This is a genomic window from Massilia sp. 05N420 (assembly GCF_056397205.1).
Map to the genome: position 1 here is coordinate 1 of NZ_JBFTMX010000069.1, position 13,540 is coordinate 13,540.

The window sequence follows — 13,540 nt, forward strand, 5'->3', positions numbered from 1 at the left end:
CGGCTCGGCGCGACGGTCACGATCTGGCGGCACAGCTCGCTGCCGATGGAGCCGCCGGCGCCGGTCACGAGCACGGACTTGCCGCGCACGCAGCGGGCGAACAGGTCGATGCGCGGCGGCACCGGCGGCCGGCCGAGCAGGTCTTCGAACTTCAGTTCGCGGATGGTTTCACGCGGGCTGACCCTGTCGTCGGCCAGGTCGACCAGGCGGCTCAGGATCTTGGTGCTGACGCCGGCCTGGGCCAGGCGCTGCATGATGTCGCGCAGCCGTTCCGGCGATACCGAGGGCAGGGCCAGCACGATCGAGCGGATCGCCATCGCCTGCACGATCTCGGCCAGGCGGTCCGTATGGAAGACACGCAGGCCGGCGACGTTGCGCTCGCTCAGGGCGTGCTTCTCATCGAAGAAGCAGACCGGGCGGTATTCGTCGCTGCCGCGCATGGCCTGGGCCAGCCGGGCGCCGGCTTCGCTGGCGCCGTAGATGGCGACCACTTCGGCGGCGCAGCGCTGCTGGGCATTCAGCTTTCGCAGGAAATTGCGCATGCCGACCCGGGAAGCGACGACATAGGAAAACACGATAAACCAGTAAATCGCCAATGCGCTGCGCGGAAAGCGCTCCTCGTTAATTGCGAACATCACGATATAGGCGCATAAAATGGCGACCGCGAGTGCGAGTCCCGTAACGCCCAATAGACGCTGGTCAATGAATCGAATAACGGCGCGATAAAGATCGGAGACGGAAAATGCCGCAATCGTCACCACGGCAACCAGTACATAGGAGGCGGGGCCGAAATGGGAAGCAAGTTTCAGATCGCCGCCGCGTAACAGCATTGCGACCAGAAAGCAGAATGGCAGCGCGATCAGGTCGGCGCTGACCATCATGGCGATTTTCGTCCTGCGGTGCAGGGACACCATCCTGGCGCAAAGCTGGCTGACAAGGCCTTGATTTAGCTTGGGCATGATCTCGGAAAGGCTGCGTGGTTGCGGGTTATCTTTTTCTCGCGGATATCGCCAGGCTAAAAGGCGCTGTGTTTTGGATTTAATTTCTTATTAAGCGGAAATAATTTCGGAAAGAATAAAAAATACCGCTGTTTAGATTGCTTATTGCTGAGTAAATTTATTATCCAGTTCGCAAAGATTGACGGGTTTGACTGTGCTCAACCGGCATAAGGGAATTAAATCTTTCGCCGTTATTGTGAAAATGGGAAATTAATTCCTCAATTAAATTAATTTCTTGATTGCACAAATAGGAAAGAAATACGGAAGCGGAAAAGACAACGGGCCGCATGAAGCGGCCCGTGGAGGGGATGAGCGGCCCGCCGCAGCGGGTGGTGGATCAGGCACCCGAACCGGGACGAGGCTGCGGCGCCATCGGCGGCACCACGATGTTGTCGTTCAGGCGCAGGAACTTGAAGCCGGCCAGCACCTGGCCGTTCTTGCCTTCCTTGCGGTTGCGTTCCTCGCGCGCCGCGGCGCGGGCGATGAAGGACTCGAAGGTCTCTTCGCGCACCTGGGGTTCGGACGAGTGCAGGAAGTGGCGCTCGCCGTTCGGGCCCAGCACCACCAGGCCGACGTGGGAAGCCCAGTACTCGCCGTTGCGGGTCGAGATCACGTTCACGAAATCGCCTTCCTGCAACTGGCCGGCGATGGCCGCCACCTGGTCTTTCGCCACATAGGCCTGGCGGCTGGTCTCGACCGGGATATTGCTCTCGGTGTGGTGGCGGGTCTTCAGGAAGCGCGCGCGGTCGACCGTCATCGAATACGCCGGTCCGGTGGGGCCGGCCAGCTCGGCGCTGATGTCGGTGACCAGCCAGCGGTTGGCCACGTTCCAGTCCATCTCGGTGTAGTGGTTGCGGGTGGCGACCCCGATCACGCCGTCGCGGTAGCGGATCCGCTGCAGCATCCAGAAGAATTCTTCCCACGACTGCGACAGCGCCATCGCGTAAGTGTGTTCCGCGAACACCACGCAGTCGCTGTGATCGAGGCTGAACATCGGCAGGTTGTCGTGCACTTCAAACGGAAATTCGCCGAGCAGGTTCAGGTCGTAGGGCTGGCCGATGTTCTTGCGGCCGATTGCCGCGATGCGCTTGCGCAGGTCGGGCTCGGCCTGGTGCACCCAGGCCACGTAGCGGCCCGCTTCGACCGGGCTCATCTGGTAGAGCTGCTTCTGCAGGATGGTCTCGATCGGCGCCGTGGCCTGCGGCTGGAGCGTGGCGGATTTCGCCGCGGTGGAGGGCGGCGCGGACGGGGTGGCGCAGCCGGCGAGGGCGGCGGCGAACAGCAGGCAGGCGTAACGCATGGAGTCTCCGGTAGCGGATGCAAAGCGCCACGCTACCGTGGCGGGCGTGTGTTTGCGAAATGAAAATTATGCGGGCGAGTATAACCCGCCGTTCTCACCCGACAGCAATCATTCCCTAGGGTTATGGATTCTCCAATACTAATCATTATTCAAAAGTTTCTTGCTCGTCAATACTGTGCGCGCGGCAGGGATACACCTGCCCTCGGAAAACTATTCAGGAGAGTGAGAATGTTCAAACAGAAGCCGCTCGCGGCCGCTGTATCGATGGCAGTGCTGGGTCTGGCTGCAATTCCCGCGCTGGCGCAGGACGCCTCGGCCGGCGCCACCACCATGCAGACCGTCGAAGTCACCGGCATTCGCGCCTCGATGGCGAAATCGCTGGCGGTCAAGCGCGATTCCGCCGCCAACGTCGAGGTGATCACCGCCGAGGACGTCGGCAAGATGCCGGACAAGAACCTGGCCGACTCGCTGCAGCGCCTGCCCGGCGTGGCGGTGCGCACCGACTACGACGAAGCGGAAAAGGTGTCGATGCGCGGTACCAACCCCGACATGTCGCTCATCATCTTCAACGGCCATACCGTCTCCGGCGGCGACTGGTACGTCGCCGACCAGGCATCGAGCAGCCGTTCGACCAGCCTGTCGCTGATGCCGTCCTCGGTGCTGAACCAGGCGCTGGTCTACAAGACCTCGCAGGCGAATATCGTCGATGGCGGCCTGGCCGGCACGATCAACGTCACCACCCGCAAGCCGCTGGCGCAGAAAGAGCGTTTCGGCGGCGTGATCAGCGGCGGCGCCAGCTACGCCGACCTGCCGGGCAAGAGCGCGCCCGACCTGAACGCGATGTTCAACTGGAAGAACGAGGCCGGCACCTTCGGCTTTATCGTCCAGGGCTTCGCCGAGAAGCGCTATGTTCGCCGCGATTCCGTCTCGCGCTTCGCCTATAGCGGCGGCAGCGGCTGGGACGTGATCAATACCTCGACCATGTTGGGCATCACCGACGAGTCGCTGAAGGGTAGCGGCTACAAGGCCGCCGACCTGAATGGCGTGCGTATCCCGGGTTCGATGAGCATGGAGTTCGTCGAAGGCGTGCGCGACCGCAAGGGCGGCATGTTCTCGCTGCAGTTCAAGCCGAACCAGGACCTCGACGTGACCATGACCGGCTTCCATTCCGGCATGAATGCGAACAACTACGGCCGCCTGAACGCCGGCGCCATGTTCAGCATGCTGCTGGGCCGCGGCGGCCTGCAGGGCGGTGCCGCGCCGACCAGTTCGAACGGCCAGCGCGTCTATGCGACGATCAAGAACCCGGTCATCGTCACCGAGACCACGATGTATGGCGACCAGCTGAAAGTGCTGAAGGCCGCCGACATCGTCTACGCGCCGGGCACCACCCCGCAGTACATCGGCGAGACCGAAGGCGCCTACCGCGACGGCGCGCGCGCCACCTCGGCCTTCCTCGACCTCGACGCCAAGTACCGCGTCAGCCAGGACCTGACCGTCAAGACCCTGCTGTCGACCACCAAGGGCGTCGGCAAGACCGGCCTCGACCAGGGCCTGACCTATTCGCGCTACGGCACCGGCGTGTCCTACCGCCTGGGCGAGGTCGACGAAGCGCCTTACGTGCAGTGGCTGGGCACCGGCCCGAACGTCCCGGGCCGCAACGCCGACGGCAGCGGCTACGTGCTGAGCGGCCGCGCAGCGTCCGGCATCGTCACCAACGACAAGGAGCACAGCGGCCAGATCGACGCCGAATACCGCCTTGACAAGGGCTGGGTGCAGTCGATCGAAACCGGCGCGCGTTTCTCCGACCACCACCGCGACAGCGCGCGCCGCTATCCGGCATTCCGCACCCCGCTGGACACCAGCACCATGGGCGTGACCTCGTTCATCCCGTATCCGTCCGACTTCGGCAACGGACTCGGCGGCCCGGCCGGCTGGGACAACACCAGCTGGACCATGAGCCCGGAAACGATGAAGGCCTATTTCGAGGCCAACACCAAGGCCACCACCGACCAGTGGGAGCGCCGCATCTCGTCCGAACTCGACATGCGCGAGCGCCAGACCGCGGCCTATGTGATGGCCAACCTGGAAGGCGAGCGCTGGTCGGGTAACGTCGGCGTGCGCTATGTCCGTACCCGCGTGAACGCGAACATCCCGATGCCGATCGGTATCGGGGTCTGCCAGCGCTCGGCCCCGGGCCAGGCGCCGATCCCGTGCCCGGGCTTCCCGAACGCGATCACGGACGTCGGCGAAGCGCAGCCGTACTACGACGACCAGACCAACAAGGACACCAAGTTCAACCCGCTGGCCGGCCTGATCTATTACAAGCTGGCGTCCGACCGCACCTTCACCAATGTGCTGCCGAGCCTGAACATCCGCTACGAGCTGAACAAGGACATGCTGGCCCGCTTCGGCGCCAGCAAGACCCTCGGCCGCCAGAACTACAACCTGTACGGCGCCGGTTACGGCACGCCGACCTGCAGCGACAACGGCTGCACGGTCACGGGCCCGAACCCGAACCTGAAGCCGATGACGGCAACCAACCTGGATGCGTCCTGGTCCTGGTTCTTCGCCAAGCGTTCGCTGGTGGCGGTCGACGTGTTCTACTCGAAGATCGACGGTTATGCGAAGACCGGCGTGGGCACCGACAGCATCGCCCTGGTCGACCCGAAGGATTCGCTGGTCAAGACCTTCCAGGTGCAGACGTCGTCGCAGCAGGGCGCACGCATCGCCGGCCTCGAGATCTCGTATGAGCAGCCGCTGTGGAACACCGGTTTCGGCTTCACCTCGAACGTGAGCCGCGCCAAGACCAAGGTCGACGACGGCCGTCCGATGGTCGGCGCTTCCGAGTGGGCGGCCAACCTGGGCGGCTACTTCGAGAATGACCGCCTGTCGGCGCGCCTGGTGGCGAACTACCGCAGCGAGTACGTGAACACCAGTACCGCGCCGGCCGCCAACGCCAACAGCCAGGGCCTGTCGAACATCAACGGCATCCTGATGCCGTCGGCGCCGACCATGGCGGCACCGGTGACCACGCTGGCCTTCAACGCCAGTTACACCATCACGCCGAACCTGGTGCTGACCTTCGATGCAACCAACCTGACCAACGTGCGCCGCGCGCAGTACCGTTACAGCGAGGAAGAGCAGCAGAAACTGGACGTCAGCGGCCGCCAGTACTACCTGAACCTGAAGTACAAGTTCTAAGGTTCGCTAATCCTGACGCAGCATGAAAAGGGGAGCTCCGGCTCCCCTTTTTTCGCCTAGGACCCGGCCGCATGCACAGTGTGCGTCACCTAACGGTGCGGACGCGGGCGATTCGATAAGATGGAGGCGTTGAGTGAGGACGCCAGCGATCTTCCGCAGGACTTCAACCACCTCAACAGGTCAGCCGGTCGCCTCGAGGATCGGCACCAGATTCCACGCCTTTCGGGAAGCGAGGTAGCCCATGTCAATGCCAACGACGAGCCATCCACCGAAGCACCTCGTGCGCGAGTACCTCGAGCGCCGGACGAAGGAAAGCGCACCGCCGCCGACACCGGAAGAGATCCGGCGCCAGCTCGGCTGGGGCATGCTGATGGACTCGCGCGACGACGACAAGATGGGTTCGTCCCGTTCATGAGACATCACAGGAGAACAGCATGACCAAGAAAATCGGCAGCAAACACGTGGCCCAGCACCGCGGCAAGAAGGAACGTGCGGAGATCCGCAAGACCAATATCGCCCGCGAAGCGGTCAAGCAGGCCATCGCCAGGGCCAAGTACCGCAACCAGCAGAAGGGCCAGCCGACCATGGTCATGGCTTCGCCCACACCGTGACGGAACGCTGAATCCGGCGACCCGTCGCCATGCCCGCCCCGGCAACGCGGCGGGTTTTTTTTCGCCGTTCGCCGCCGCCCGCGCCGTTCGCCGCCGTTTGTCCGCCATTCACCGAAAACCCCTTCCGCTGTCCGCGCCGTCCCGGTTATCTTGTCCTCATTCCAACCTGGAGGACATATGAACAGCGAAGCATCCTATCAACTGCGGCGCCAGGTCTTGTGGGGCCTGCTGCTGATCGGCCTCGGCGTGGCCTTCCTGCTCGACCAGTTCGACGTCTACGAGATCGACCACCTGTGGCATTACGCGCCGCTGCTGCTGGTCGTGGTCGGCATCAACCAGACCATCGGCTATCCGAGCGCGCGCGAATTCGTGGGCGGCCTGTGGACCGTCTTCATCGGCCTGTGGCTGTTCGCCGTGTTCGAGGGACTGTTCGGGTTGAACTGGTTCAACAGCTGGCCGCTGTTCATCATCGTCGGCGGCATCGGCATGGCCGTGAAGCCGATCGCCGAGCGCCGCTTCGGCGCCAATCCGGACCGCGGCCGCAACGGCTGCTTCGAGAAGCAGGGAGACCGCCATGGCCAATGAAACCACCCGCTCCAACTCGCGCGTCTCGGCCCAGGTCGTGATCGGCCTGCTGGTCGCGGCCTTCGGCGTGCTGTTCCTGCTCGATAACCTGAACATCATCTACCTGCGCCACGTGATCTTCTTCTGGCCGCTGGCCTTCATCGCCTCGGGCCTGGTGGCCCTGTGCAGCGACGGGCCGCGCAGCGGGCGCGTCACCGGCATCGTCCTGGTCGCGATCGGCGTGGCGATGCTGGGCAACCGCCTCGGCTACGAGTTCATCAGCTGGCGCACCTTCTGGCCGCTGGTGATGATCGCCATGGGCGGCCTGATCGTGTTCCGCACGCTCGGCGGCGGCCGCGTCGTGCATGTCGGCACCACTCCCTACACCAAGGACGACGCCAAGAGCGATAACGTGGTCGACATCACCGCCATCCTCGGCGGCTTCGAACGCCGCGTCAGCGCGCCCGACTTCCGCGGCGGCGAAATCACCGCGATCATGGGCGGCTGCGAGCTCGACCTGCGCGAAGCGACCCTGGCCACCGAAGCCGTGATCAACGTCTTCGCGGTCTGGGGAGGGATCACGATCAAGGTCCCGCCGGAATGGACCGTGATCCTGCACGGCACGCCGGTGATGGGCGGCTTCACGGAAAAGACCGCGCGGCCGCCCGACAACAGCAAGCGCCTGGTCGTCACCGGCTACGCCATCATGGGCGGCGTCGAGGTCCGCAACTGAAGGCGCACGCGGCATGCACGGGGTGATCTCGCGGTGGTATGCGGCGCTGCTCTACCTGCTGGCCTGGCTGATGCTGGGCCTGGCGACCAGCGCCTTGCTGGCCGCCGGCGGGGCGGGCTGGGGCGCCAGCCTGATGTTCGCGGTGCCGATGGCGATCGTGTATGCGAACGCCACCGCGTTCTCGGCCTACTACGTGTGCCGCGCCTACCCGATCGGCCAGAAGCACCCGGCCGCGATCGTCGGCGGCATCGGCGCCACGGCAAGCTGCGCGGCCCTGCTGTGGTGCGCGATCGGCTCGGCCTGGGCGGCGCTGATACGCGCGCTGGCGCCGGCGGGGATGGCGATCGAACTGGATGCGGCGCGGCTGGCGACCATGTTCGCGCTGGGCGTGATCCTGTACGGGCTGGCGGCCGCCGTCAACTACCTGCTGATCGAAGCCGAGCGCGTGCGCCAGCTCGAGACCCGCGAGCTGGAGACGCGGTTGATGGCCCAGGACGCCGAGCTGCGCATGCTGCGCACCCAGGTCGACCCCCATTTCCTGTTCAACAGCCTGAATTCGATCAGCGCGCTGACCTCGATCGACCCCGCCGCGGCGCGCGCGATGACCTTGCGCCTGGCCGGCTTCTTCCGCCTCAGCCTGGGCTTGCACGCCGACCGCAAGGTGGCGCTGGACAGGGAGCTGGCCCTGGTGCGAGACTTCCTGGCGATCGAGCAGGTGCGCTTCGGCGAGCGCCTGCGCTTCGAGGCCGAGGTGAGCCCCGGGGCCGAGGCCTGCCTGGTGCCGCCGATGCTGCTGCAACCGCTGGTGGAGAACGCGGTCAAGCACGGCATCGGCCAGATGATCGAACCCGGCCTGGTGCGCATCAAGGCGGTGCGCGCCGGCTCGCTGCTGCGCATCGTGGTGGAGAACGACGTCGATCCGGACACGCCCTGCAAGAAGGGAATCGATGCGGGCACCGGCACCGGCACCGGCCTGGAGAACGTGCGGCGGCGCCTGGCGGCGGCCTATGGCATCGAAGCCAGCGTGCATTGGGGCAGGGAAGGGAATACATTCAGGGTCGAGCTGGCGTTGCCGGCCGAACCGGTCGAACTGAACGTGGAACAGGAGGCGTAGAAGCATGCGGGTGATCATCGTGGACGACGAGCTGCTGGCGCGGGCGGTGCTGCGCGAGTACCTGGAGACGGAAACAGGCGTCGAGATCGTCGGCGAATGCGCCAACGGTTTCGAGGCCGTCAAGGCGATCGCCGAACTGGCGCCGGACCTGGTCTTCCTCGATATCCAGATGCCCAAGCTGGACGGGTTCGAAGTGGTCGAACTGGCCGGCGCGAAGAGCCAGTATGTGTTCGTCACCGCCTACGACCAGTTCGCGCTGCGCGCCTTCGAGGTGCATGCGCTCGACTACCTGCTCAAGCCTTTCACACGCGAGCGGCTCGGGCAGGCGCTGGCGCATGCGCGCGAACGCATCGGCAGTCCGCAGGCCGGCGCCGCGGCGCGGGAAGCCGTCGCCGCCGCCTCCGAGGCCGCGCGGCGCCGCGTGCCGCTGGAGCGCATCCTGATCCGCGACGGTGCCCGCGTGCAGGTGATCCCGGCCGCGAGCATCGACTATATCGAGGCCCAGGACGATTACGTGCAGGTGGTCGCCGGCGGCAAGCCCTGGCTGAAGAGCCAGCGCCTGTCGGAGCTCGAGGAGCAGCTCGATCCCGGCGCCTTCCTGCGCGTGCATCGTTCCTACATCGTCAGCCTGGCCGCCATCGAGCGCATCGATGCGGTGGGCAAGGACAGTCACTGCGCGGTGCTGCGCGGCGGGGCGCGGATTCCGGTGAGCCGCAGCGGCTATCAAAAACTCAGGGAGTCGATGCGTTAGCTCGTGGTGTGGACGTGCCACCAGCGCGGCAGCAGCTCCAGCACCTCGGGCCGCGCGAAGCGGTCGTCGATCAGCCAGACCGTGCCCTGGTCCTGCTCGGTGCGGATCACGCGGCCGGCCGCCTGCACCACCTTCTGCAGGCCGGGATAGAGATAGGCGTAGTCGTAGCCGGCGCCGAACATGGCCTGCAGGCGTTCGCGCAGCTGTTCGTTGACCGGATTCACCTGGGGCAGGCCGAGGGTGGCGACGAAGGCGCCGATCAGGCGCGCCCCCGGCAGGTCGATGCCTTCGCCGAAGGCGCCGCCCAGCACCGCGAAACCGATTCCTCTGCTTTCGGAGGTAAAACGGTCCAGAAACGCAGTGCGTTCCAGCTCGCTCATGCGGCGCGACTGGCGCCAGGCCGGGATCTCCGGATGGCGCCGGGCCAGCATGTCGGCGGCCTGTTCGAGGTAGTCGAAGCTGCTGAAGAAGGCCAGGTAGTTGCCGGGCTGTTGGGCGTACTGCTGCGCCATCAGGTCGGCGATCGGCGCCAGCGAGGCCATGCGGTGCTGGTAGCGCGTCGAGATCCCGCGCGCCACCTCGACCTTCAGCTGGCTGGCCACGAAAGGCGAATCGACATCGATCCAGCCCGTGTCCTCGGGCATGCCGAGCAGGTCGGCGAAATAATGCCAGGGACTCAGGGTGGCCGAGAACAGGGTGGTCGAATGGGCCAGTTCGAAGCGCGGCTTCAGGAAGGGCGCCGGCACCAGGTTGCGGATGGCGAGCACGGTGTCCCTTTGGTCCGCGCGCGTGAGGTCGAACATGGAGTGCTCGCCGAAGCTCTCGGCCAGGCGCAGGAACTGCAGGGCGTCGAAGTAGAACTCCTGCAGGGCCGGATCGAGCGCCGATCCCGCCATGTGTTCCGCGAGGTGCTCCGTGATTGCGCTGGTGGCGTTCTGCAGGCTGTCCAGCAGCTTCTGCGGGATGGCCTCCAATACCTGGTAGGGCAGGGGCGCGGACTTCCCCGCGTCAAGCCAGGCACGCCCGAGCTTTTCCAGCGGCTTCTGCACGCCGGCTGGGGCCACGGCACGGGCCGCGCGCAGGCTGCCGCGCGCCAGCGAGGCGCTGTACATGCCGCGGGCGCGCGAGACCAGGTTGTGGGCCTCGTCGGCCAGCACGCTGACCCGCCAGCCGCGTTCCAGCGCCAGCGCGTACAGCATGGCGCCGCCGTCGAACCAGTAGTTGTAGTCGCCGACGATCAGGTCGCTCCAGCGCGCCATCTCGCTGCCCAGGTAGTAGGGGCAGACATCGTGTTCGAGGCCGATGGTACGCAGGGCGTCGCGGTCCAGCAGCGGCGCGTCCAGGCATGCCCCGCGCGCGGCCGGCAGACGGTCGTAGAAGCCGCGCGCCAGCGGGCAGGATTCGCCGTGGCAGGCCTTGTCCGGATGCTCGCAGGCCTTGTCGCGTGCGGTCAGTTCCAGCACCCTCAAGGGAATCGTGGCGCCGGCTTTCAGCGTCGCCGCCGCATCCAGGGCGAGGCGGCGTCCCGGCGTCTTCGCGGCCAGGAACAGCAGCTTGTCGATGTTCTCCTTCGGCGCCGCCTTCAGGGCCGGGAACATGGTGCCGAGGGTCTTGCCGATGCCGGTCGGGGCCTGGGCCAGCAGGCATCGCTTGGCGGCGTTGGCGCGGAACACGGCTTCGGCAAGCTGGCGCTGGCCCGGGCGGAAATCCGCGTGCGGAAAGCGCATGTTCGTGAGGGCCGCGTTGCGTCCTTCGCGGTGGCGCATCTCCTGTTCGGCCCAGGCGATGAAGCGGCCGCAATGGTCGTCGAAGATGGCTTTCAGCTCGGCGCGGGTGCGGGTCTCGCGCAGCACGGTCTCCTGCTGGTTGCCGATGTCGAAGTAGACCAGGGCCAGGTTCACCGCCTCCATGTCGAGCTGCTCGCACATCAGGTGGCCGTAGATGCGCAGCTGGGCCCAGTGCAGGTGGCGGTGGTTGTCGGGGATGCTGTCGAAGCGGCCGCGGAAGGTCTTCACCTCCTCGATCAGGTTCTGGTCGGGGTCGTAGCCGTCGGCGCGGCCGCGCACGTGCAGCAGGCCGTAGTCGCCCGCCAAGCCGACTTCGGCGCGGTAATGCTCGCCGCGCCGCGACGCCACCACGGCGTGGCCGGCGATGCCTTCGAGGGCGGTCGGCGAGGGCGTGAAGCGCAGGTCGAGGTCGCCCTGCTTGGCGGTGAACTCGCACAGCGCCCGCACCGCCACCGTGTATCCTTTCGCGGCAGCGGTCAAGCCGCCTCCTGCCACTGCAGGTAGCACACCGTGACCGGCATGCCGTGCTCGGCGCAATAGTCGATCCAGCGCAGCTGGTTGTCCTGCAGGCGGTCGCCGGGACCCTTCACTTCGATCATGTCGTAGCGGCCTTCGCCCGGCCAGAACTGGATCAGGTCGGGGAAGCCGGTGCGGTTGTCCTTCACGTCCTGCAGGATGCGGCGGAACCACAGCTTCAGGTGGGCGGCCGGGATGCAGCGCAGCGCCAGTTCGATGATCTCGCGGTCGAGCCAGTCCCAGGCCACGAAGGGCGACTGGATGCCGGCCTTGTCTTCCCAGGTGGCGAGGATGGCGTCGACGTGGCTGCCGTCGTCCAGGCGCGCCAGGCAGGCCTCGAACTCGCGCGCGCGGCGCTGGTGGAAGTCGGGGCTGTACAGGTCGGCCGGACCGCGGTGGAAGGGGTGGAAGAAGGCGCCGGGAATCGCCGCGAACACAGCCGGCCAGCACAAGAGGCCGAACAGGGTATTCGCCAGCGTGTTCTCGACGTAGTAGACCGGCGCTTCGTCGCGGTGCAGGTGGCCCAGCACCACGCCTTCGACCCGCGATTCTCCACTCGGGACGGGCAGGTTCAGGTCCAGCCGCGCGGCCTTGCTGGTGCGCCGCGCCTTCGGCGTGACGTGGCCGAGCTTGCGCGCCAGGCGCGGGCCGATGCGCAGCAGGTGCTGGCGCTCGGCTTCGTTTTCCGGCGCCTCGTTCGCCTGGCAGAACAGGGCATAAGCCTGGTCGAACTTCTCGTCCTTCTCCAGCACGCGCATGGCGCGCGAGCGGGCGCCGGGGAAGCGGCAGCCGGCATAGACGGCGTGGGCGGCCTCCCAATCCTTGTCCTTCTCGAGCTGCTGGCCGAGGCGGTACAAGAGTTTTTCGCGGCGGCTGTCCAGCCAGTCGTTGCCGAAGCTGTGGCGTGGCACTTCCTGCACCAGCTCGCGCAATTCCGGGGAGCCCGGCTCCAGCGTCTCGAAGCGTTCGCGGCAGGCGTGCAGCTGCAGGTAATGTTCGATGTCCTGGCGCGAACGGAAGCCGCGCGAGGCTTCCGAAAATTCCACCTGCTCGTAGCGGAACAGGCCGAGGTCGGACAGCACGAACTCGGTCCAGTCCTGGTGGAGGTTGCCGAAGAAGAGCAGGCGCAGGCGGTCGCACAGCGCCTTCACGGCGATCGAAAACAGGGTGTCCTTCGAACCGGGATACCACTGCGAGAAGGGGCGCGCTTCGGCATGCCCGTCGCGCAGCGCTTCCAGCTGCTGATCCTTGCGCGCCGCCTTCAGCGGCGCCGTCAAGCCGAAGGCCTCGACGATCTCGGGCTTGACCAGCAGTTCGAACAGCTCGGCGATGTCCAGCACCGGATCAAGGGCGATCCAGCCGGTCGGCAGCAGCGCCTCGGCGGCCGCGAGCGGGCAGCCGATCTCCGGATAGTTCATCTTCGAGGCGCGGAACAGGCTGCCCTTGCGCATCACCATGCGCACGAACAGGGCCTGGGAGGGGCGGGGCAGTTGGGCGAAGGCCTGGATGAAGGCTTGCTCGCCGTCGTCGAGCAGATCGGCGTAGCGCTGGGCGATCCAGTCGAGAACGCGCTGGAAATTATCCAGATAATAAAACTCGTTTTCCAGAACCCTGTTCATGTCGCACCATACTGTAGCTTTGTACAGTATAGCGACGCGGCATGACTTTACCCAGCCATTGTGTGGCTTTTTTACCGCGGCGTGCTCTTTTGCCAAGCTTGCTAAGGCTTGCTGGCGGCGTCCTCGGCTTCCTGGCGCTTGCTGGCGTGCTGGATGATGGCCGAGATCAGGGCGACGTCGGTATCGACCGCGTCCTGGGCCGGCTTGGCGGACGGCGCCTGGCGGCCGCGGCGCGTTTCGGCGTGGGCAGGCGCCCTGGCCGCCACGGTCCGCGGCGCCGGTTTGGCGGCGGCGTGGGCGGCCAGGCGTGGCGGATCGCGCGGGGCGTCGCGCGGGGCGATGC

General features: G+C 66.0%; 11 protein-coding genes and 1 pseudogene. 7 read left to right on the forward strand and 5 right to left on the reverse strand.

Annotated features, from left to right (window positions below; genetic code table 11):
- The coding region (locus AC1DIX_RS26520; protein ID WP_477328271.1) for a nucleoside-diphosphate sugar epimerase/dehydratase at positions 1 to 959 on the reverse strand (959 nt) is incomplete at its 3' end.
- 376 nt (positions 960 to 1,335) lie between these two features.
- On the reverse strand, positions 1,336 to 2,298 hold the full coding sequence (locus AC1DIX_RS26525; protein WP_477328272.1) for an N-acetylmuramoyl-L-alanine amidase-like domain-containing protein: 963 nt from the start codon (positions 2,296 to 2,298) through the stop codon (positions 1,336 to 1,338).
- A 228-nt stretch (positions 2,299 to 2,526) separates the two neighbouring features.
- Between AC1DIX_RS26525 and AC1DIX_RS26530 the strand changes: the two genes are divergently transcribed.
- The 7 genes from AC1DIX_RS26530 to AC1DIX_RS26560 all read left to right on the forward strand — a co-directional run bounded on the left by AC1DIX_RS26530 (position 2,527) and on the right by AC1DIX_RS26560 (position 9,275).
- Complete coding sequence (locus tag AC1DIX_RS26530; RefSeq protein WP_477328273.1) at positions 2,527 to 5,502, forward strand: TonB-dependent receptor; 2,976 nt, start codon at positions 2,527 to 2,529, stop codon at positions 5,500 to 5,502.
- Positions 5,503 to 5,743: 241 nt separating this feature from the next.
- Complete coding sequence (locus tag AC1DIX_RS26535; RefSeq protein ID WP_477250545.1) at positions 5,744 to 5,917, forward strand: hypothetical protein; 174 nt, start codon at positions 5,744 to 5,746, stop codon at positions 5,915 to 5,917.
- A 19-nt stretch (positions 5,918 to 5,936) separates the two neighbouring features.
- The gene (locus AC1DIX_RS26540) at positions 5,937 to 6,113 is read left to right on the forward strand and encodes a hypothetical protein (RefSeq protein WP_477250543.1); all 177 of its coding nucleotides are present in this window, start codon (positions 5,937 to 5,939) and stop codon (positions 6,111 to 6,113) included.
- A gap of 177 nt (positions 6,114 to 6,290) precedes the next feature.
- Positions 6,291 to 6,698, forward strand: a complete 408-nt coding sequence (locus AC1DIX_RS26545) for a LiaF transmembrane domain-containing protein (RefSeq protein ID WP_441933872.1) — start codon at positions 6,291 to 6,293, stop codon at positions 6,696 to 6,698.
- The gene (locus AC1DIX_RS26550; protein ID WP_441933870.1) at positions 6,688 to 7,410 is read left to right on the forward strand and encodes a LiaI-LiaF-like domain-containing protein; all 723 of its coding nucleotides are present in this window, start codon (positions 6,688 to 6,690) and stop codon (positions 7,408 to 7,410) included. Before AC1DIX_RS26545 ends, AC1DIX_RS26550 begins: the two co-directional genes overlap by 11 nt.
- A 13-nt stretch (positions 7,411 to 7,423) precedes the next feature.
- A complete protein-coding gene (locus AC1DIX_RS26555) occupies positions 7,424 to 8,524 on the forward strand; it encodes a sensor histidine kinase (protein WP_477328274.1) in 1,101 nt (366 codons plus the stop codon).
- A gap of 4 nt (positions 8,525 to 8,528) precedes the next feature.
- Complete coding sequence (locus tag AC1DIX_RS26560; RefSeq protein WP_477328275.1) at positions 8,529 to 9,275, forward strand: LytR/AlgR family response regulator transcription factor; 747 nt, start codon at positions 8,529 to 8,531, stop codon at positions 9,273 to 9,275.
- Here AC1DIX_RS26560 and AC1DIX_RS26565 read toward each other — a convergent pair.
- The 3 genes and pseudogenes from AC1DIX_RS26565 to AC1DIX_RS26575 form a co-directional block, all read right to left on the reverse strand.
- Positions 9,272 to 11,542 (reverse strand): ATP-dependent DNA helicase, encoded by a 2,271-nt coding sequence (locus AC1DIX_RS26565; RefSeq protein ID WP_477328276.1) that lies wholly within the window; start codon positions 11,540 to 11,542, stop codon positions 9,272 to 9,274. The two genes, AC1DIX_RS26560 and AC1DIX_RS26565, sit on opposite strands and share 4 nt — an antisense overlap.
- Entirely contained in the window at positions 11,539 to 13,197 is a 1,659-nt protein-coding gene (locus tag AC1DIX_RS26570) for a VRR-NUC domain-containing protein (protein ID WP_477328277.1), read from the reverse strand. The genes AC1DIX_RS26565 and AC1DIX_RS26570 overlap by 4 nt, the downstream gene beginning before the upstream one ends.
- 101 nt (positions 13,198 to 13,298) lie before the next feature.
- A pseudogene (locus AC1DIX_RS26575) lies at positions 13,299 to 13,540 on the reverse strand (hypothetical protein); the annotation flags it as partial.